Annotated in this window: 17 protein-coding genes; 3 read left to right on the forward strand and 14 right to left on the reverse strand. The window is 67.7% G+C overall.

The window, feature by feature from the left end:
* Nucleotides 1–4 precede the first annotated feature (4 nt).
* On the forward strand, nucleotides 5–691 hold the full coding sequence (locus ABE454_RS04050; RefSeq protein WP_346529334.1) for a GNAT family N-acetyltransferase: 687 nt from the start codon (nucleotides 5–7) through the stop codon (nucleotides 689–691).
* A 9-nt stretch (nucleotides 692–700) separates the two neighbouring features.
* Here ABE454_RS04050 and ABE454_RS04055 read toward each other — a convergent pair whose 3' ends face one another.
* On the reverse strand, nucleotides 701–1,594 hold the full coding sequence (locus ABE454_RS04055) for a hydrogen peroxide-inducible genes activator (protein ID WP_346529335.1): 894 nt from the start codon (nucleotides 1,592–1,594) through the stop codon (nucleotides 701–703).
* Nucleotides 1,595–1,822: 228 nt separating this feature from the next.
* Between ABE454_RS04055 and ABE454_RS04060 the strand changes: the two genes are divergently transcribed.
* Both ABE454_RS04060 and ABE454_RS04065 read left to right on the forward strand, forming a co-directional pair.
* The gene (locus tag ABE454_RS04060) at nucleotides 1,823–2,377 is read left to right on the forward strand and encodes a peroxiredoxin (RefSeq protein WP_346529336.1); all 555 of its coding nucleotides are present in this window, start codon (nucleotides 1,823–1,825) and stop codon (nucleotides 2,375–2,377) included.
* Between the two features lie 228 nt (nucleotides 2,378–2,605).
* The gene (locus tag ABE454_RS04065) at nucleotides 2,606–3,139 is read left to right on the forward strand and encodes a carboxymuconolactone decarboxylase family protein (RefSeq protein WP_346529337.1); all 534 of its coding nucleotides are present in this window, start codon (nucleotides 2,606–2,608) and stop codon (nucleotides 3,137–3,139) included.
* Between the two features lie 78 nt (nucleotides 3,140–3,217).
* On the opposite strand, the gene ABE454_RS04070 is transcribed toward ABE454_RS04065, so the two are convergent.
* The 13 genes from ABE454_RS04070 to ABE454_RS04130 form a co-directional block, all read right to left on the reverse strand.
* A complete protein-coding gene (locus tag ABE454_RS04070; protein ID WP_346529339.1) occupies nucleotides 3,218–3,637 on the reverse strand; it encodes a helix-turn-helix domain-containing protein in 420 nt (139 codons plus the stop codon).
* A 103-nt stretch (nucleotides 3,638–3,740) separates the two neighbouring features.
* Entirely contained in the window at nucleotides 3,741–5,330 is a 1,590-nt protein-coding gene (gene lnt, locus ABE454_RS04075; protein WP_346529340.1) for an apolipoprotein N-acyltransferase, read from the reverse strand.
* Complete coding sequence (gene ybeY, locus ABE454_RS04080) at nucleotides 5,327–5,797, reverse strand: rRNA maturation RNase YbeY (protein ID WP_346529341.1); 471 nt, start codon at nucleotides 5,795–5,797, stop codon at nucleotides 5,327–5,329. Before ybeY ends, lnt begins: the two co-directional genes overlap by 4 nt.
* A complete protein-coding gene (locus ABE454_RS04085; protein ID WP_346529343.1) occupies nucleotides 5,797–6,816 on the reverse strand; it encodes a PhoH family protein in 1,020 nt (339 codons plus the stop codon). Before ABE454_RS04085 ends, ybeY begins: the two co-directional genes overlap by 1 nt.
* Before the next feature lie 148 nt (nucleotides 6,817–6,964).
* Nucleotides 6,965–8,368 carry a tRNA (N6-isopentenyl adenosine(37)-C2)-methylthiotransferase MiaB gene (gene miaB, locus ABE454_RS04090; protein ID WP_346529346.1) on the reverse strand — a complete coding sequence of 468 codons (1,404 nt, stop codon included), beginning with the start codon at nucleotides 8,366–8,368 and terminating at the stop codon, nucleotides 6,965–6,967.
* Between the two features lie 70 nt (nucleotides 8,369–8,438).
* Entirely contained in the window at nucleotides 8,439–8,909 is a 471-nt protein-coding gene (locus ABE454_RS04095; protein ID WP_346529349.1) for a Fur family transcriptional regulator, read from the reverse strand.
* Between the two features lie 27 nt (nucleotides 8,910–8,936).
* Entirely contained in the window at nucleotides 8,937–9,380 is a 444-nt protein-coding gene (gene rimI, locus ABE454_RS04100; protein WP_346529350.1) for a ribosomal protein S18-alanine N-acetyltransferase, read from the reverse strand.
* Complete coding sequence (tsaB, locus tag ABE454_RS04105; protein WP_346529353.1) at nucleotides 9,377–10,078, reverse strand: tRNA (adenosine(37)-N6)-threonylcarbamoyltransferase complex dimerization subunit type 1 TsaB; 702 nt, start codon at nucleotides 10,076–10,078, stop codon at nucleotides 9,377–9,379. Before tsaB ends, rimI begins: the two co-directional genes overlap by 4 nt.
* 45 nt (nucleotides 10,079–10,123) lie before the next feature.
* A complete protein-coding gene (locus ABE454_RS04110; RefSeq protein WP_346529355.1) occupies nucleotides 10,124–10,489 on the reverse strand; it encodes a helix-turn-helix domain-containing protein in 366 nt (121 codons plus the stop codon).
* A 60-nt stretch (nucleotides 10,490–10,549) separates the two neighbouring features.
* Nucleotides 10,550–11,134 (reverse strand): helix-turn-helix domain-containing protein, encoded by a 585-nt coding sequence (locus tag ABE454_RS04115; protein ID WP_346529356.1) that lies wholly within the window; start codon nucleotides 11,132–11,134, stop codon nucleotides 10,550–10,552.
* Between the two features lie 61 nt (nucleotides 11,135–11,195).
* Nucleotides 11,196–11,753 carry a NifU family protein gene (locus tag ABE454_RS04120; protein WP_346529358.1) on the reverse strand — a complete coding sequence of 186 codons (558 nt, stop codon included), beginning with the start codon at nucleotides 11,751–11,753 and terminating at the stop codon, nucleotides 11,196–11,198.
* Nucleotides 11,754–11,895: 142 nt separating this feature from the next.
* On the reverse strand, nucleotides 11,896–12,363 hold the full coding sequence (locus ABE454_RS04125; RefSeq protein ID WP_346529360.1) for a universal stress protein: 468 nt from the start codon (nucleotides 12,361–12,363) through the stop codon (nucleotides 11,896–11,898).
* A gap of 201 nt (nucleotides 12,364–12,564) precedes the next feature.
* Complete coding sequence (locus ABE454_RS04130; RefSeq protein ID WP_346529362.1) at nucleotides 12,565–17,427, reverse strand: NAD-glutamate dehydrogenase; 4,863 nt, start codon at nucleotides 17,425–17,427, stop codon at nucleotides 12,565–12,567.
* Nucleotides 17,428–17,681: the final 254 nt, after the last annotated feature.

The following is a 17,681-nucleotide window of genomic DNA, read 5'->3' on the forward strand; positions in this document are numbered from 1 at the left end:
CATCATGGCTCATCCGCTAGACCGCCCGGTCTGGAGCGCGCTGACGTCTGCGCGTCAGGCGCCGCTGGCCCTCGGCGCAGCCGGCGCCCTGCGCCTCGCGCCCGGCTATGGCGTCTTTGCGGCGACGGTCGATCCGTCGCCGCAGAGCCTGACCGCCCTCAGCGCGCTGGAGCAGCCCGAGGGAATGCTGGCCACTGTCGAGGCCGAGCACACGCCGGTCCCGCCCGGCCTGAACGTGCTGAAGGAGGCGGTGCTGGCGCAGATGGTGCTGGTCGACCTGACGCCCGCCAAGGCGCGCGACATCGCCATTGAACCGCTGACCGAAGCCGACGCCCCCGCCATGTTGGCCCTGGCCACGTTGACGGAGCCCGGCCCCTTCTTCGACCGGACGCACCAACTGGGCGACTTCTTCGGCGTGAAACAGGACGGTCGCCTTCTGGCCATGGCGGGCGAGCGGCTGAAACCGGACGGCTTCACAGAGGTCTCCGGCGTCTGCGCCCACCCCGACGCGCGCGGGCGAGGCTATGCCGGCGCGCTGATGCGGGCTGTGATTGAGCGCATTCTGGCGCGCGGCGAGACCGCCTTCCTGCACTCCTACGCCGACAACGCCGGGGCCATCGCCCTTTATCATTCTCTGGGCTTCACCATCCGCGCCGAGATGCAGATGCGGATGCTGACCAAGAGCGCCTGACATAGCGCCTCAGTCCAGCTTTAGGGCCTCGGCCAGCAGGCGGGCCTCAGCGGCGCGGCTGGAGCCTGCGCGCCAGGCGACGACGATCTCGCGGCGCGGGGCGTCTTCGGAGATGGGGCGGATCACCACGCCGGGGTCGTTCGCCAGTCCCGCCTGAACCGCCATTTGCGGCAGGAAGCTGACCCCCAGACCCGACGACACCATCTGCACCAGCGTATGCAGGGATGTGGCGGCGAAGACGTCTTCGCCGCGCGGCGCCTCGATGTTGACCGCCGCCAGCGCCTGATCGCGCAGGCAGTGACCATCCTCAAGCAGGATCAGGTCCTCCGCCTTCAGCATGCCGTCCGGGATCGGCCCAGCGCCCGCCAGCGGATGGTCCACGGGCGCAGCGGCCATGATTTCGTCATCGCCGATCCGGGCATGGTCGATGCCCGGCGCGTCATAGGGCAGGGCAATGATGGCGGCGTCCAGCTGTCCCGCCTTCAGGCCCGCGATCAGGCGCGGCGTCAGATCCTCGCGCAGGAACAGCCGCAGACCCGGATAGAGGGCCTTCAGACCCGGCAAGGCGCGCGGCAGCAGGAAGGGGGCGACCGTGGGGATGATGCCCAGACGGAACCGGCCCGAAAGCGGTTTGCCCGCGTTCTGGGCAGCCTCGACCAGATCCTCGGCGCGGGCCAGCACGTCCTCGGCCCGGCGTACCGCCTCGGCGCCCACGGCGGTCAGGATCACCGCCCCGCGCGTGCGTTCGACCACCGCCGCGCCCAGCACCCGCTCAAGCTCCTGCACCCCGGACGACAGGGCGGGCTGGCTGACATGGGCGGCGTCGGCCGCGCGGCTGAACGAGCCGTGCTCGGCCAGAAGCTTCAGATATTGCAGCTGTCGCAGGGTGGGCAGAACGGACAAGGCTTCACACAGGTCTGAAAATGAGAAGGGCGCAGGCGCGACCGCCGCCCCGGTCGGAACCATCACCAGCCTTTATGACGACAGGACGGCGATGATAAGATAAATCTATTCGCAAGAGCAAAATGATCGATTTGACTTAAGCTGCCCCAACGCCCATCTCATGGCCTCGACGGATCGCACTCCCCGCGTTCCGGCGATCCATTATTTTCTGCATCCAGGAGAAGCGCGATGCTCGGTGTCGGTCAAAAACTGCCTGATTTCAAAATTATCGGCGTCAAGCCGGGCTTCAACAGCCACGAAGAAAACGGCGCTTCCGCCTTTGAAGCCGTCACGCAGGACAGCTTTGAGGGCAAGTGGAAGGTCATCTTCTTCTACCCGAAGGACTTCACCTTCGTCTGCCCGACCGAAATCGCCGCCTTCGCCAAGCTGGGCAAGGACTTCGAGGACCGCGACACCGTGGTTCTGGGCGGTTCGACGGACAATGAGTTCACCAAGCTGGCCTGGCGCCGCGACCACGCCGACCTGAACAAGCTGCCGATCTGGCAGTTCGCCGACAACGGCGGCAAGCTGGCCCGCGCCCTGGGCGTGCTGGACGAAGAAGAAGGCGTGGCCCTGCGCGCGACCTTCGTGGTCGACCCGCACAACATCATCCAGCACGTCTACGTCACCAACCTGAACGTCGGCCGTTCGCCGGAAGACACCCTGCGTGTCGTCGACGCCCTGCAGACCGACGAACTGTGCGCCTGCAACCGTCCGGTCGGCGGCGACACCCTGGCTGCCTAACACAGGCTTCCAAGGCCAGGCCCGGACCGTCTGAACAGGGTCCGGGCCGCCCCTCGAAAGAGGCGGCGGCGGGCGACTGTCGCCGCCTTTTTCATGCCTGCTGATTTTATTTGGGCGCTATGCTCGGCTCGCGGAGCCTCGCGGCTTGAGCGCCTATCCAAACCATGCGGCTCAAGTAGTGAGCGACCGCGTCGCGAACGATAGCCGCTTCTCGAAAGGAACACGAACATGTCCATCGACGCCCTGCGCGACCTGATCCCGGCCTATGGCAAGGACATCTCGCTGAACCTGTCCTCGCTCGCCAATGAGACGGTGCTGAACGATCAGCAGAAGTGGGGCTGTTTCGTCGCCTCGGCCCACGCCATAGGCGTCGGACCCGTGGTCAAGCTGATCGAGGCCCAGGCCGCGACCGTCATGACGCCCGAAGCGATGAACGCCGCCAAGGCCTCCGCCGCCATCATGGGCATGAACAACATCTACTACCGCTCGCTGCACCTGATGAAAAACCAGGAATACACGACCCTGCCGGCCAAGCTGCGGATGAACATCATCGCCAATCCGGGCGTCGAAAAGCTGGACTTCGAGCTGTGGTCGACCGCTGTCTCGGCCATCAACGGCTGCGGCGCCTGTATGGACGCCCACGAAGGCGAACTGCGCAAGCACGCCATTCCGGCCCTGCAGATTCAGGCCGCCCTGCGCATCGGCGCCGTGGTTCACGCCGCCAGCCGCATCATCGCCTCGGAAACGGCGCTGAAGGCCTGATGGCGGATACGAAAAAGGCGCGGATCGCTCCGCGCCTTTTGCCTTTCCCCCCCGGTAAGGCCGATCGAACCCCCCGGTTCAATCGTCGCCGCTCGCCCCCTCGTCGACCAGTTCCCGCATCAAGTCGACCACCAGCTTCTGCTGGCGTGACGACAGGCGCGGGGCGATCCGGCCGATCTCTATGGTCTGACGCGTGGCCGGGAAATCGTGCACGAACGGCTCGGCGTCCGGCTCCCCCATTCCCGGCTGTGCGACGCTGGTCAGCCCTTCAAAGAAGTAGCCGATATCGACGCGGAAGAAGCGCGCGATATCCCACAGCTTGGACGCGGAAATCCGGTTGGCGCCCTTCTCGTATTTCTGAACCTGCTGGAAGGTGACGCCCAGCGCCTGTCCCAGATCCGTCTGGTTGTACCCCAGGGCGATGCGCTTTTCGCAAACCCGCCGCCCGACGTGACGGTCCACAAGATGTGGACCCTCAATCCCCGCACCCTTGGCCATAAATACCCCTCATCCCGTTTTTTTATCGGAGACGCATACGCCTCCTGCCGGAACCGACGCTTCTCAGCGACCGGACCCAGAAAACTGAAGACGATCTCATATTTTAACGCAAGAGTTGTCGATATCCAGCGCTACGGCGACCAAAGGTGAAAAAAAACAGCAAAAGAGCCGCAAAACCCAGGTCGCCCCAGCGTCCGTATAGCGTAGGTTTCGCCGCCTGCGGCAAGTGAACATCGATAACCCCGGCCTGACCCGGATCCAGCCTCTTGCCGTCGATGATCCGACCCCACGGATCGATCATGGCCGAGACGCCGGTGGGCGTCGCCCGCGCCACCGGCAGACCCGTTTCCAACGCGCGATAGGAGGCGAGGTTCAGGTGCTGGCGAGGGCCGGACGTCTTGCCGAACCACGCATCATTGGAGACGTTGACGATCCACGCCGGGCGGGTCGCCGCCGTCGCGGGCGTAAACCCCGGATAAAGGCTCTCATAACAAATCAGCGGCTGCACCGCCGGGGCGTTGGCCAGGCTGATGGGCGCGGGCGGCGGGCCGGGGCTGAAGTCCGCCGGGACATGCACCAGACTGCGCACCCCGATCCGGCCCATCAGATCGCCCAGCGGCAGATATTCGCCGAACGGCACCAGACGATGCTTGTCATAGATGGCGTCCAGATTCAGCTGGTCCGCGCCCACGTCGCGCAGCACCAGCATGCTGTTGTAATAGCGCGCGCCGGTTTCGGCCGTGGGGTCCGGCTCGCCCCGGCTGAGGCCCGCCAGCAGGGTCTGTCCCGTCTGCAGGGCCGTCGCCACCGCATGGAGGTCGGGGCCGCTCAACAGATCATTGGCCGTGGTCGGCAGGGCGCCTTCAGGCCAGACCACCACATCAGGCACGGCGTCGGCCGGCTGGGCCGTCAACGCCAGATAGCGGCCCAGAATGGCCTGATAGGCCTCGGGGCTCCACTTATAGTCCTGCGCGATGTCGGCCTGAACCAGACGCACCAGCGTCGGCGTCTCCACCACCCGCGCAAACGACAGGCGCGCCGCCCCGAAGGCGAACAGGCCCCCCAGCGTCAGCACGCCCAACCCCGCCGCGATCAGGCGCGGACGGCGCGGCCCCGCGTCGATCAGGGGCGCAAAGGCGCTGACCGCCGCCACCGTGACCAGACCCAGCCCATAGACCCCGGCAACCGAGGCGAACTGCGACATGGCCGATCCGGCCGCCCAGCCTGCACCCGCCGGATTCCACGGAAAGCCGGTCAGCACATGGCCGCGCGTCCACTCCAACAGGGCGAACAGGGCGGCGAACAACAGGACGCGCCGCGCCCCGGCCGGGCTGAACCGACGATAGGCCAACGTCGCCAGCCCCCAGAACAGCCCCATGCCCGCCGGCAGCAGGCTTGCCGCGAACGGCGCCATCCACGCCTGCGCCGGATTGACCAGAAAAGCCTCGGCCACCCACCAGCAGCCGATGAAGAAATAGGCGAACCCCGCCAGCCAGCCGACCCAGAAGCCGCCCTTCATGCCCCCGGCGCGATCGGCCAACAACAGCAGCAGCGGATAGCCCAGCAGGCCCGGCAGGAAACCAAACGGCGGATGCATCAGGGCGGCGCCCGCCCCGGCCAGAAGCGCCAGACCGATCCGGCTCCAGCGATTGTCCAGCAGGCCCGAGAACCGGGCGGCCAGCGCCCCGCTCACGCGGCGCCCTCATGCTCGGCGGCCCCATTCTCGCTGGCATAGGGATCGGCGACGCCCAGTTCGGCCAGAATCTCGCGCTCCTCGGCCTCCATTTCCTCGGCCTCGGCGTCGTCCTCGTGGTCGCGGCCCAGCAGGTGCAGCACGCCGTGGACGACCAGATGGCTCAGATGATCCGACAGGGTCTTGCCCTGTGTTTCAGCCTCCGCCGCGCAATAGGCGTAACCCAGCACCACGTCGCCCAGATGCGGAAAGGCGCTTTCGGCGGCCGGGAAAGACAGCACATTCGTCGGCCGGTCCTTGTCGCGGAAGCGGGCGTTCAGATCCTGCACCGCCGCATCGTCGGCCAACAGCACGACCACATCGCCCTCGACCGTTCCGAGCGCCGCCGCTGCGGCGCGCTCCACCACCTCCTCCGCGTCCGGCAAGGCCTGCGTCCAGCCCTCGCTGTCGATCTCGACCTCGATCATCAGGCATCGTCCTCAAGGTCGGGGAAGGGGCGGCTGCGCGCGGCGTCGCTGTCATAGGCGCGCACGATGCGCTCGACCATGGCGTGACGCACCACGTCCTCGGACTTGAACTGCTGCACGCCGACGCCCTCCACGTCCTTGAGGATGCGCAGGGCGTGGGCCAGGCCGGAATCGCGCGGGTTCAGCAGATCGACCTGCGACGGGTCGCCCGTCACCACCATGCGCGCCCCCTCGCCCAGACGGGTCAGCACCATCTTCATCTGCATGCGCGAGGTGTTCTGCGCTTCGTCGACGATGATGAAGGCGTGGCTGAGGGTGCGGCCGCGCATGAAGGCGATGGGGGCGGCCTCGATCTCGCCCTTCTCGCGGCGGCGGCGCACGTCGTCGACGCCGAGGATGTCGTTCAGCGACTCCCAGATGGGAGCCAGATAGGGGTCGACCTTCTCGTTTAGGTCGCCGGGCAGAAAGCCCAGCTTCTCGCCCGCCTCGACGGCCGGGCGGGTGATGACCAGCCGATCCACCTGCCCCCGCTTCAGCAGGGAGGCGCCATAGGCCGCCGCCAGAAAGGTCTTCCCCGTGCCCGCCGGGCCGACGCCGAAGGTCAGTTCGCAACGGCCCAGCATCTCCAGATAGCGCGCCTGCGACGCCGTCTTGGGCGCGATGGCGCCGCGACGGCCGACGGGCAGGGCGGCGCCTTCCGGCACGCTGCGGCCCATGCTGCGGCCCGCGTTGCGGTTGGCCGGTTCAGGACGCGGCTGGGTGACGGCGGCGCCCAATGCGGTGCGGACGTCGGCCTCGGTGATCTCCGCTCCCGCCTCGGCACGGTTCGACAGGGCCTCGATGACCCGGCGCGCCTGCGCCCGATCGCGCGTCGAGCCGTTGATCGACACCCCGCCGCCCGGCGTCTCGACCAACACCTTGAAGGCGTCCTCGATCAGGGCCAGATGACGGCTCTGCGGCCCGATGACGGCGCGCAGCGCCTCATCGCTGAGGGACAGGAACTCGGACTCGCGCGCCATGAGGTCTCCTTTAAGCGTCCCTATCGCCTCGCGCGCGGCGCGCGGCTGCTTGGGGGACAGTCTGTGCGTTCCCGGCGGCCCACGCGCGACGTGAGACTGCTGAGGGAACGCGGACCCATCTCACGCACGGCGCGTGGCGAAACAGGCGTCAGTTCGTCTGGATCAGGCGGCCGGACAGGCTGTTCTGCTGGCCGCTGATGATCTCGACCGGAACGCTCCGGCCGATCAGGTGATCCGCGTCCTCGACGTGAACCGATTGCAGATAGGGCGAGCGGCCGATGGCCTGGGCGCCGTGGCGGCCCTTCTTCTCGAACAGCACCGGCAGGACGCGCCCGGCCAGCGACCGGTTGAAGGCGACCTGCTGTTCGGTCAGCAGGGCCTGAAGGGCGTGCAGGCGCGCCTTGGCCACCTCGTCGGGAACCTGGGCCGCCATGGTCGCGGCGGGGGTGCCGGGGCGCGGCGAATACATGAAGGAGAAGGCGCTGGCGTAGTTCACCCGCTGCACCAGATCCATGGTGTCCTCGAAATCGCGGTCCGTCTCGCCGGGGAAGCCGACGATGAAGTCGCCCGACAGCGCCATGTCCGGCCGCGCCGCGCGGATGCGGTCGATCAGGTCGAAATACTTCTGTCGCCCGTGCTTGCGGTTCATCAGGCGCAGGATGCGGTCCGAGCCTGACTGCACCGGCAGGTGCAGATAGGGCATCAGGGCGTCCAGATCGCCGTGCGCCGCGATCAGGTCGTCCGACATGTCGTTCGGATGGCTGGTCGTATAGCGGATGCGATCGATGCCGGGGATGGCCGCCAGGGCATAGGCCAGCTTCGCCAGCGTGAAGGGCTTTCCGTCCGGTCCCTCGCCGTCATAGGCGTTGACGTTCTGGCCCAGCAGGGTGACTTCACGCACGCCCCGGTCGGCCAGGGCGCGGGCCTCGTCCAGCACCGCCGCGACGGGGCGCGACCACTCGGCGCCGCGCGTATAGGGCACGACGCAGAAGGTGCAGAATTTGTCGCAGCCTTCCTGCACCGTCAGGAAGGCTGTCACCCCCTCGGTCCCGCGCGCGGCGGGCAGGGCGTCGAACTTCTCATTCGGCGCGAAGTCTGCGCCGATGCGCTCGCCCCGCGCCCGCGCCGTGCGGGTCAGCAGCTCCGGCAGCTGGTGATAGGCCTGCGGCCCGACGACCAGATCGACCGCCGGCTGGCGTTTCATGATCTCTTCGCCCTCGGCCTGGGCGACGCAGCCGGCCACGGCGATGGTCATGGCGCCCGCGCCCGACGCCGCCTTTTCCTCCTTCATCATCCGCAGCTTGCCGAGTTCGGAATAGACCTTTTCGGCCGCCTTCTCGCGGATGTGGCAGGTGTTCAGGATGACGAAATCAGCGCTTTCGGGCGTATCCGTCGGCGCATAGCCCAGCGGCCGCAGCACATCGGCCATGCGTTCGGAATCGTAGACGTTCATCTGGCACCCGTAGGTCTTGATGAACAGGCGCTTGGGCGCAGCCCCGCCTTCGGGCGCGACGCTGTCGGCCGGAACGGGCTTTTCGAGCGTATCGGTCATGATCGGCTTATGATCGCCGAAACGGCCGACGGCAAGCCGCCGCGCCGTGCACGGGGGACGCCCGCCCGGATCAGTCTTCGACCTCGTCGCGCGGGCGACGCTTGTAGATCAGCCCCTCGCGGTCGACCGGCTCGGCGCCGGGGATGACGTGGCCGTACAGCTCCAGCTTGTGACCGACCAGCTCATAGCCCAGCTTGCGCGCGATCTCGGCCTTCAGCCGTTCGATCTCGGCGTCGAAGAATTCGATGACCTCGCCCGTCTTGGTGTCGATCAGGTGATCGTGGTGATCCTCGCCCGCCTCTTCATAACGGCTGCGACCGTCGCCGAAATCGTGCTTCTCGACCACGCCCGCCTCTTCGAACAGGCGCACGGTGCGATAGACGGTAGCGATCGAAATGTGCGGGTCGATCGCCGAAGCGCGGCGATACAGTTCCTCGACATCGGGGTGATCCTCGGCATTCGACAGGACGCGGGCGATCACCCGACGTTGCTCGGTCATACGCATGCCGCGTTCGGCGCAGAGTTTTTCGATCCGGTCCATGCGGTGAAGATAGGATGGACCGCTCTTTTATGGAAGCTGTTCAGCGAAGTTCAGGACAAGCGTCAGCGCATCCTCGCGGCTTCCGTCCGCATGCGAATAATAGCCGCGACGCCGCCCCATCTGAACGAAGCCGCTTCGGGCATAGAGGGCGCAGGCGGCCGCATTGCCTTCGGCCACCTCCAGAAACATCCGTTCAGCCCCCAGCGCAGCGGCTCGCACCACCGCCGCCTCGACCAGACGCGCGCCCAGACCCTCCCGGCGCGCCGACGGCCGCACCGCCAGCGTCAGGATCTCGGCCTCATCCGCCACGACCCGGATCAGGATGAAGCCGCCTTCCTCGGCCACCGCAAACACGCCCGGCGAGGCCAGAAGTTCGCCCAGCGCCGCTTCGGACCACGGCGCATCGAAGGCCTCGGCGTGGATCGCGGCCAGAAGAGCGGGATCCGCCGCCGGAAAAAGCGGCTCGCTCATGCCGTAGGCTGGCGCGGCTGGCCGGGCAGGCGGCTGGGCGGGGTGGCGTCCGGCGCGCGCAGATACATCGGCTGCGGCGGCGCGCTCGCCGGATCGGCGGCCATCGTCAGGGCGGCCAGCGCTTCGGGAGCAGGCGCGGGCAGGGGATGCAGCCTCGCCTGCGCCAGTTCGACAAAGGCCTCGGCCAGAACCAGAGCGCCGCTGCCGACCAGCACCGGCGTCGTCGCACCGGATGCCGCCAGAATACGGTCGCGCGCCGTCTCCAGCGGCAGGGCCTCCGCCTCGCCCAGCGCCACGCCGTCGCGGAACAGGCGCGCATAGACCTGCCCCCGCCGCGCATCGATCACAGCGGCGACCAACCCCGCATCACTATCCGGAACAGAGGCCGCCAGCGCATCCACCGTCGAAATCCCCACCACCGGCCGATCCAGCGCCGCGCCCAGGCCCAGCGCAAAGGCCAGCCCGACCCGCAGCCCGGTGAACGACCCCGGCCCGACCGTCACCCCGATACGGTCGACGCCGTCGTAACCGCCTGCCTCAGCCGCCGCATCGCGCGCCAGACCGCCCAGCCGCTCCTGATGCCCCTTGGTCATGACGTCCACGCGCAGGCCCAGAGGACGCAGGGCCGCGCCGTCTTCACCTTCAAAAACACCCGCAGCGCAGGCGCCCAGCGCCGTGTCGATGACCATGATCTTCATGGCCCTGTCCCTAATGCGAAATCCGGCCGGATGCGACCGCTTCGATCAAGCCCGGGCCATGGCCTGCGCCACGCGGGTCAGGGCGCGCCGCGCAGAGACGTCGGAAATACGGGCGAAAGCCGCCGCCAGACCTCGCCCCTCGACACTGGCCAGCGTGGGATGCAGCCATTCGACCTCTTCGCGCCGTCCGGGCGTATCCGGAAAGAAATCGCCGACCGCACAGCCCAGCGCCATCGCCGCCTGATGCAGGCGCGAGGCTGACACCCGGTTGGCGCCGGTCTCATATTTCTGGACCTGCTGGAAGCTGACGCCCAGCTTCTGGGCCAGCGCCGACTGGGACCAGCCCAACGCCGCACGACGCGCGGCGATACGCAGGCCGACGGCCTGATCGATAGGATTGATACGCGACATGCCCCCTCCCGCTTCAACTAGAACGTTTCATGCCCTCGCACAAAATACAACCATTATGTTTCATTCATCGTCAAACCGGCCGATGACCGCCGACATCGACAGGATGTCCTGACGCGCGATGCGCTCGCTCCGGTCCAGCGCGCCTGCGCCTGACACCACCACGTCGACATCATCGGCCCACTCATAAAGGCGGATGCGTCTGCCCCCGTCCGCCAGCTGGATGACGCAGCCCTGACCCCGGCGGGGCCAGCGCCCCAGCACATATTCCAGCACTGTGCCCGCAGACGCCCACGGCGCCAGTTCATCCGTTTCCAGCCGCAGCCGACGGGTCTGTACCGGCGCGTCCTCAAACGCCCGGCCGCGCGATGAAACCCCTGTTACGACAACGGCTTCCGAAAGGGAGGCCGAGGGGCCGGACTGAAGCGCCAGCGCCTCGGGCGTCGCGCCCAGGGCGCCGGTCAGGCGGCGTTGCACGTCGGGGCGAAACAGGCTGGAGCGCTTGCCTGCTTCATAGAGGCCCCAGCCCTGACTGGTCATGCTGATCCGGGCGCCCGCCTCGGCCTGACTTAAACCGCGTTCGCGCCGCAGCGCCGCAAGGGCCTCGCCCAGGGCGCGCGCCTGAGAACTCTCGTCCGAACCGCTCATGCGCGCATCATGCCTGACGGCGCGCCGTCAGACGAGTGTTTCATGTGAAACAGGGCGGCGCTTACAGAACCTGTTCGACGCTGGTCACTTCGGGGACGTAGTGGCGCATCATCTGCTCGACCCCGGCCTTCAGCGTGGCCGAAGACGAGGGGCAGCCCGCGCAGGCGCCGCGCATCCGCAGACGCAGGACGCCGGTCGCTTCATCAAAATGGTCGAACAGGATGTCGCCGCCGTCCTGAGCCACCGCCGGGCGGATGCGGCTGTCCAGCAGGCCCTTGATCTCGGCGACGATTTCACTGTCTTCGCCGGCGTCCTCGACCACGGTTTCGCCCGCGCGGACCAGAGGCGCGCCCGAGACGAAATGATCCATGATGACCGACAGGATCGGGGCCTTCATCTCGGTCCAGTCCGGCCCCTGAGCGGCGCGCGTGACTGAGACATAGTCGGCGCCGAAGAAGACGCCTTCGACCCCTTCCAGTTCAAACAGGGCCTCGGCCAGGGGCGAGGCGGCGGCCTCGTCGATGGTGCGATACTCCAGCGTCTCCTGAACGGCGACGTCGCGTCCGGGCAGGAACTTCAGGACGTTGGGGTTGGGCGTGGCTTCGGTCTGGATGAACATGGGCCTCAGATGCGCCCTGCGCCGCCGGGGTTCAAGTGGGCGTTAAGCCTCAAGGGCGCATGTCGTCAGCGCCCCTGCATTCACGCTCCCCAACGTCGCTCAAGCCGCGAGGCCCCGCGGGCCGGGCATAGCGACCCTGAAATCAAGCCAGATCCAGAATCTCGGCCTCGGTCAGTTCGCCCGGGACGATGGTGACGGGCAGTTTGCGGCCGGTGAAGGCCGCGCCCTGTTTCAGCACCGCCGACACCAGAGGACCGGGGCCGCGTCCATTGGCCCCGGCGGCCAGGATCAGGATCTTGATGTCGGGGTCATCGCCGACGGCCTTGCGGATGGCGGCCTGCGGGTCGCCTTCCTCGATCAGATAGACGGGCGCGGCGCCGGAGGTTTCGGCGACCTTGTCGCCCAGCTTGGCCAGCAGGTCTTCAGCCTCTTCGCGCTGCTGGCGGCGGATTTCATCGCGCACGCCGGACCAGTGCTCGTCAGAGCCGCCGGGCAGGGCGCGCAGCAGCACCACATGGCCGCCGGTCGAACGCGCGCGGCGCGAGGCATAAGCCAGGGCGGCGCTGAGTTCGGGACTGTCGTCGACGACGACAAGGAACTTCCTGGGCATGGGCCCTCCGGTTCACTGAACAGCAAGGCGCCACCTAAACCGACCCCGCCCCAAACGCCAAGGCCCGCCCGCCTCGCCAGACGACGAAACGAGCGGGCCCTGACTACGACGCCGACGCGAGCCGCTCTCTTTCGAGCGCCTCATGCGCTCAAGCAGCGAGCCGCCGCGCGGCGAGCGTTAGCGCTCTTACTAGGAATGGCTTCAGCTTGCTGAAGCCAGCACTTCGCGGATGGCGCCGTTGGCGATGGTCAGCTTGGCGAAGGTCCAGCCGGAGCCGGACGTCTCGATGCCGTCGACCGAGGCGCGCAGGGCCTCCACCTGATCCATGCGGGCGCCGATCCAGGCGTCGACCGCCTGTTCCGCGCTGTCCTCGCCCGCGCCCGCCGCCTGAGCCGAGGCCTTGGCCACGGCGCGGGTCAGCTGCTGCTGCTCGGTCATCAGGTCCTGGATCAGGCGACGCACGGCCAGACGGTCGAAGTGATCGTCCGACTGCACCGACCCGGCCGCCACGCGCAGGCGGTCGAAGTCGAAGGCGGCCCCGACCTGGTGGTAGACGCGGGCCATGGCCGGAGCGTCCCAGCCCAGTTCGCCGGCCAGATCGCCGATGTCGGCCGTGGCCACCATCGGACGCAGCATGGCGATGTCGCGAGCCAGCTCTTCGGGCGCGCCCAGACCAATGAAGGTCTGGACGCGGCTTTCGTAACGGGCGTGCTCATAACGCGACAGCACTTCCGGACCGGCGGCGCGCAGGGCGTCGGCGGCGGGCTGATAGGCGGCGATCATGCCGCCGACCGTCGTTTCGGTGCGGGCCGCACGGCGCGCCAGCCAGAAGGTCTGACGACGCAGGACCAGGGCGATCTCCTGATAGAGGGCCGTCTGGGCTTCGGCCGGGATCTTCAGATCCAGGGCCGACACCGCCTTCCAGGCCTCGTCGAGGCGGAAGACGTGGCGGGCGGTCTCGAACGCCGTAACCATGGCGGCGGTGTCGCATTCCGCCGCCGCACGCAGGCGGTCGGGGAAGGTCGGCCCGGCCATGTTGACGATCTCGTTCGACAGCACGGTAGCGATGATGTCGCGACGCAGGCGGTGGCCCTTCATGTCCTCTTCGAACTGAGCCAGCGGGGTCGGGAAGTAGTCGACCAGCATCCGTTCGAAGAAGGCGTCGTCCGGCGCCGCCGAGGCGACGATCCCGTCGAACAGTTCGAGCTTGGAATAGGCGGTCAGAACCGCCAGTTCCGGCCGCGACAGGGGCTGACCCTGCAGCTTCATCTCGGCCATGCGGGCGTCGTCGGGCAGGTATTCGACCGCCCGGTTCAGCTTACCGATCGAGACCAGGTGCTGCATGAAGGCCTGCTGGGCGTCCAGCGCGGCGGCGCCTTCGGCCTGTTGCAGGGTCACGGCCAGCGTCTGATCGTAGTTGTGACGCAGGACGTTATCGGCGACCTCATCGGTCATCGACTTCAGCAGGGCGTTGCGGTCTTCCGCCTTCAGATGGCCCGAGGCGATGGCGCCGCCCAGCAGGATCTTGATGTTCACCTCCTGGTCGGAGGAGTCCACGCCGGCCGAGTTGTCGATGGCGTCGGTGTTCAGACGAACCCCTGCGCGCGCGGCCTCGATGCGGCCCAGCTGGGTCATGCCCAGGTTGGCGCCTTCGCCGATGATCTGGGCGCGGATGTCGCCGCCGTTGACGCGGATGGCGTCATTGGCCTTGTCGCCGACCTGCAGGTTCGTCTCGCCCGAACCCTTAATGTAGGTGCCGATGCCGCCGAAGTAGAGCAGTTCGGCGCGGGCCGTCATGATGGCCTGCATCAGGGTGACCGGGTCGACCGTGTCGGCCTCGATATCCAGCAGTTCCTTGATCTGCGGGGTCAGGGTGATCGACTTGGCCGAGCGCGAGAAGACGCCGCCGCCTTCCGAGATCAGACCCTTGTCATAGTCCTGCCAGCTGGTGCGCGGCGTTTCGAACAGACGCTTGCGCTCTTCCCACGACTTGGCGGGATCCGGGTTCGGGTCGATGAAGATGTCGCGGTGATCGAAGGCGGCCACGACCTTGGTCGCCTTGGACAGCAGCATGCCGTTGCCGAAGACGTCGCCGGACATGTCGCCCACGCCGACCACGGTGAAGGGCTCGGTCTGGATATCCTTTCCGACTTCGCGGAAGTGACGCTTGACCGCCTCCCAGGCGCCGCGCGCGGTGATGCCCATTTCCTTGTGGTCGTAACCGGCCGACCCGCCCGAAGCGAAGGCGTCGTCCAGCCAGAAGCCGTAGGACTGGCTCACGCCGTTGGCGATGTCGGAGAAGGTCGCCGTGCCCTTGTCGGCGGCCACGACCAGATAGGGGTCGTCGCCTTCCCACGCCACGACATCGGCCGGGCGCACCGGGGCGCCTTCGCCGACGATGTTGTCGGTGATGTCCAGCATGCCCGACAGGAAGGTCTTGTAGGCGCGGATGGCCTCGGCCTGCATTTCCTCACGCGTGCCGCCGACCGGCAGCTGCTTGGGATAGAAGCCGCCCTTGGAGCCAACCGGCACGATGACCGAGTTCTTGACCTGCTGGGCCTTCACCAGACCCAGAACCTCGGTGCGGAAGTCGTCACGACGGTCCGACCAGCGCAGGCCGCCGCGCGCCACCGGGCCGAAGCGCAGGTGCGCGCCCTCGATGTGGGGCGCCCAGACGAAGATTTCGCGGAACGGCTTGGGCAGGGGCAGGTCAGCCAGTTCCTGACCGGCGATCTTGATCGAGATGTGCGCCTTCGGATGACCGTCGGCGTCCATCTGATAGAAGTTGGTGCGCTTGATCCCGTCGATCAGGGCCGCGATCCGGCGCAGGGCGCGGTCGTGATCCAGGCTCTTCACGTCCTGCAGCAGGGTCTCGATCCGGGCGTCCAGTTCGGCCACCTCGGCTTCGCGTTCGGCGATGGAGCCGCCGTGGGCCGGGTCGAACTTGGCCTTGAACAGCGACAGGATGGCGCGCGCGACGTCCGGATATTCGCGCAGGGCGGCTTCCTGCACCGCCTGCGACGGGTCCAGACCCGTCTGCTGGCGATAACGGGCCAGTGTGCGGATCAGCGCGGCCTCGCGCCAGTCGACGCCCAGCTCCAGCACCAGACGGTTGAAGCCGTCGCTTTCGGTGCGGCCGTTCCACACAGCCTTGAAGGCTTCCTCGAACGGCGTCTTCAGGTCGGCGAAGACCAGATCGGCGCCGTGCGGATCTTCCAGCAGGAAGTCGTGGATGTAGATCGGCTCCTGACCGGTCGCGCGCACGACGTGGCCGGATTCCTCCAGCGTCTTCAGCCCCATGTCCGCCAGGATCGGCAGCACGTCCGACAGCGGCAGAGCCGCGCCGCGACGATACAGCTTGATGCGGAACTGCAGCTTGGTCTCATCCGCGGTGCGGAAGGCGCGCACGGCCACCGGCTCGGCATGGACGCCGTCAGCGGCCGAGCCGTCGTTCAGGCGGTCGAACTGCTCCAGATCGGCCACGGCCTCGGCCGCGTCATAGCGGGCGCGGAAGGCGACGCCGAAGCCCTCGGCCCAGCGGGCGCTGGTCGGGCCGACGGCGGCTTCGTCCACCCCGGCCTTGCGCAGGGCGCGTTCGAAGCGGTCGATCCAGCTGCGGCCGGCCTCGGCCACCTCGGCCTCAAGCGCCTTGAGGTCGGGGACCGGGTGATCGCCCGGCTCCACGCCGATGATGTAGTGGACGCGCGTCAGCGGCTGGTCGCTGAGTTGCGGATACCAGGCCGAGACGCGGCCGCCCCAGGCCTGGGCCAGGATGGCGCCGATGCGTTGACGCAGGCCCGCGTCGAAACGCTCGCGCGGGATGAAGCACAGCACCGAGACGAACCGATCGAACGGGTCGCGGCGGGTGAACAGGCGGATGCGCGGGCGGTCATACAGGTGCAGTATGCCCAGCGCCGTATCCAGCAACTCGTCCTCGCCGATCTGGAACAGCTCGTCGCGCGGATAGTTTTCGAGGATGGTGCGCAGGCGCTTGTGGTTGTGGCTGCCCGGCGCCTTGTCGGCGCGGGCCAGGGCGTTGTCCACCTTGCGGCGGATCAGCGGCACCTCATGGGCCATGACGTCATAGGCTTCATGGGTGAACAGGCCGACGAAGCGCGTCTCGCCCGTGGCGCGGCCCTGATCGTCGAAACGCTTGATCCCGACATAGTCCATATAGGCGCGGCGATGGACGCGCGAACGCATATTGCCCTTGGCGACCGTGACCGGATCGCTCTGGTTCAACTGGGCCTGCATGGCCGGGGTCAGGACGGCGGGTTCATTGGCGCGGCGCAGGACGCGGCGCTCAGGGTCGCTGAGCACGCCCAGACCGTCGCTGGACTGGCTGAGGGGCGCCTCAGCCTCATAGGCGCCGTCGGCGCCGCGCGGATAGTCGTACTGGCGCGCGCCCAGGAAGACGAAATGCTCATCCTTGACCCAGCGCAGGAAGGCCAGGTTTTCGTCCAGAACGTCCTTGGCCACGCCGACGGGCGGGCGGGCTTCCAGACGGGCGATTTCGGCGCCCATGGCCTCCAGCATGGCGGCGTGGTCGCGCACGGCGACGCGCACATCGGCCATGGCCGCAGCCAGACCCTCGCCCAGGGCGTCGCGGCGCTCCTGCGGCAGGGGGTCGATGACGACGATGATCAGGGAGTCGCGACGGCCCGCCTCGACCTCGACGACCGGGTGGAACAGGGCGCGGACGGTGACGCCCGCCTCGGCCAGTTCGCCCAGAACGCTGTCGACCAGGAAGGGGCCGTCGTCCTGCAGGATCAGAACCTGATCATAGCCGGTGTTGACGCCGGTCGCGTCGACCAGCGGACGCACGATGATGCGGGCGGGCTCGCCGCCCTTGCGGGCCTTGGCCTCGGTCCAGGCGCCGCCCAGCAGAACCGCCAGATCGTCGCCGCCCAGTTCAGGCGTCTCGTCCGAAGCGTAGTCGTCGAACGCCTGGGCCAGCAGGGCCTTTTCCGCCGCGCCCGGCGGCGCCGTGATGCGCGCATAAGCCGTTTCCAGCGCCTCCAGATCTGCTGGAATGGCGGGAACGATGCGCGAAGCGGCGGGCATGACTGAGGTCTCGGACAGCGCGGCCGGAAGCCGCTGGGGAAAAAGCGCCCGCACCTTAGCGTGGCTGGCGATCCTGGCTAGGCCGCGATGGGGCTGAAACGCCCGTATTTTCAGTGTGCAGCGCACCATGTGGCCTTCCAGGCCCACAAGATGGCGACATATGGTCCGGCCGCCTTCATCCCGAGACTTAAACGCCCCATTTCAGCCGTGATCTGAACGTCCGCCGCATCAGCCAGGCCCCAGAAACGAACAAG

The organism is Brevundimonas diminuta (genome assembly GCF_039673845.1).
In the GTDB taxonomy this organism is placed as follows: domain Bacteria; phylum Pseudomonadota; class Alphaproteobacteria; order Caulobacterales; family Caulobacteraceae; genus Brevundimonas; species Brevundimonas diminuta_E.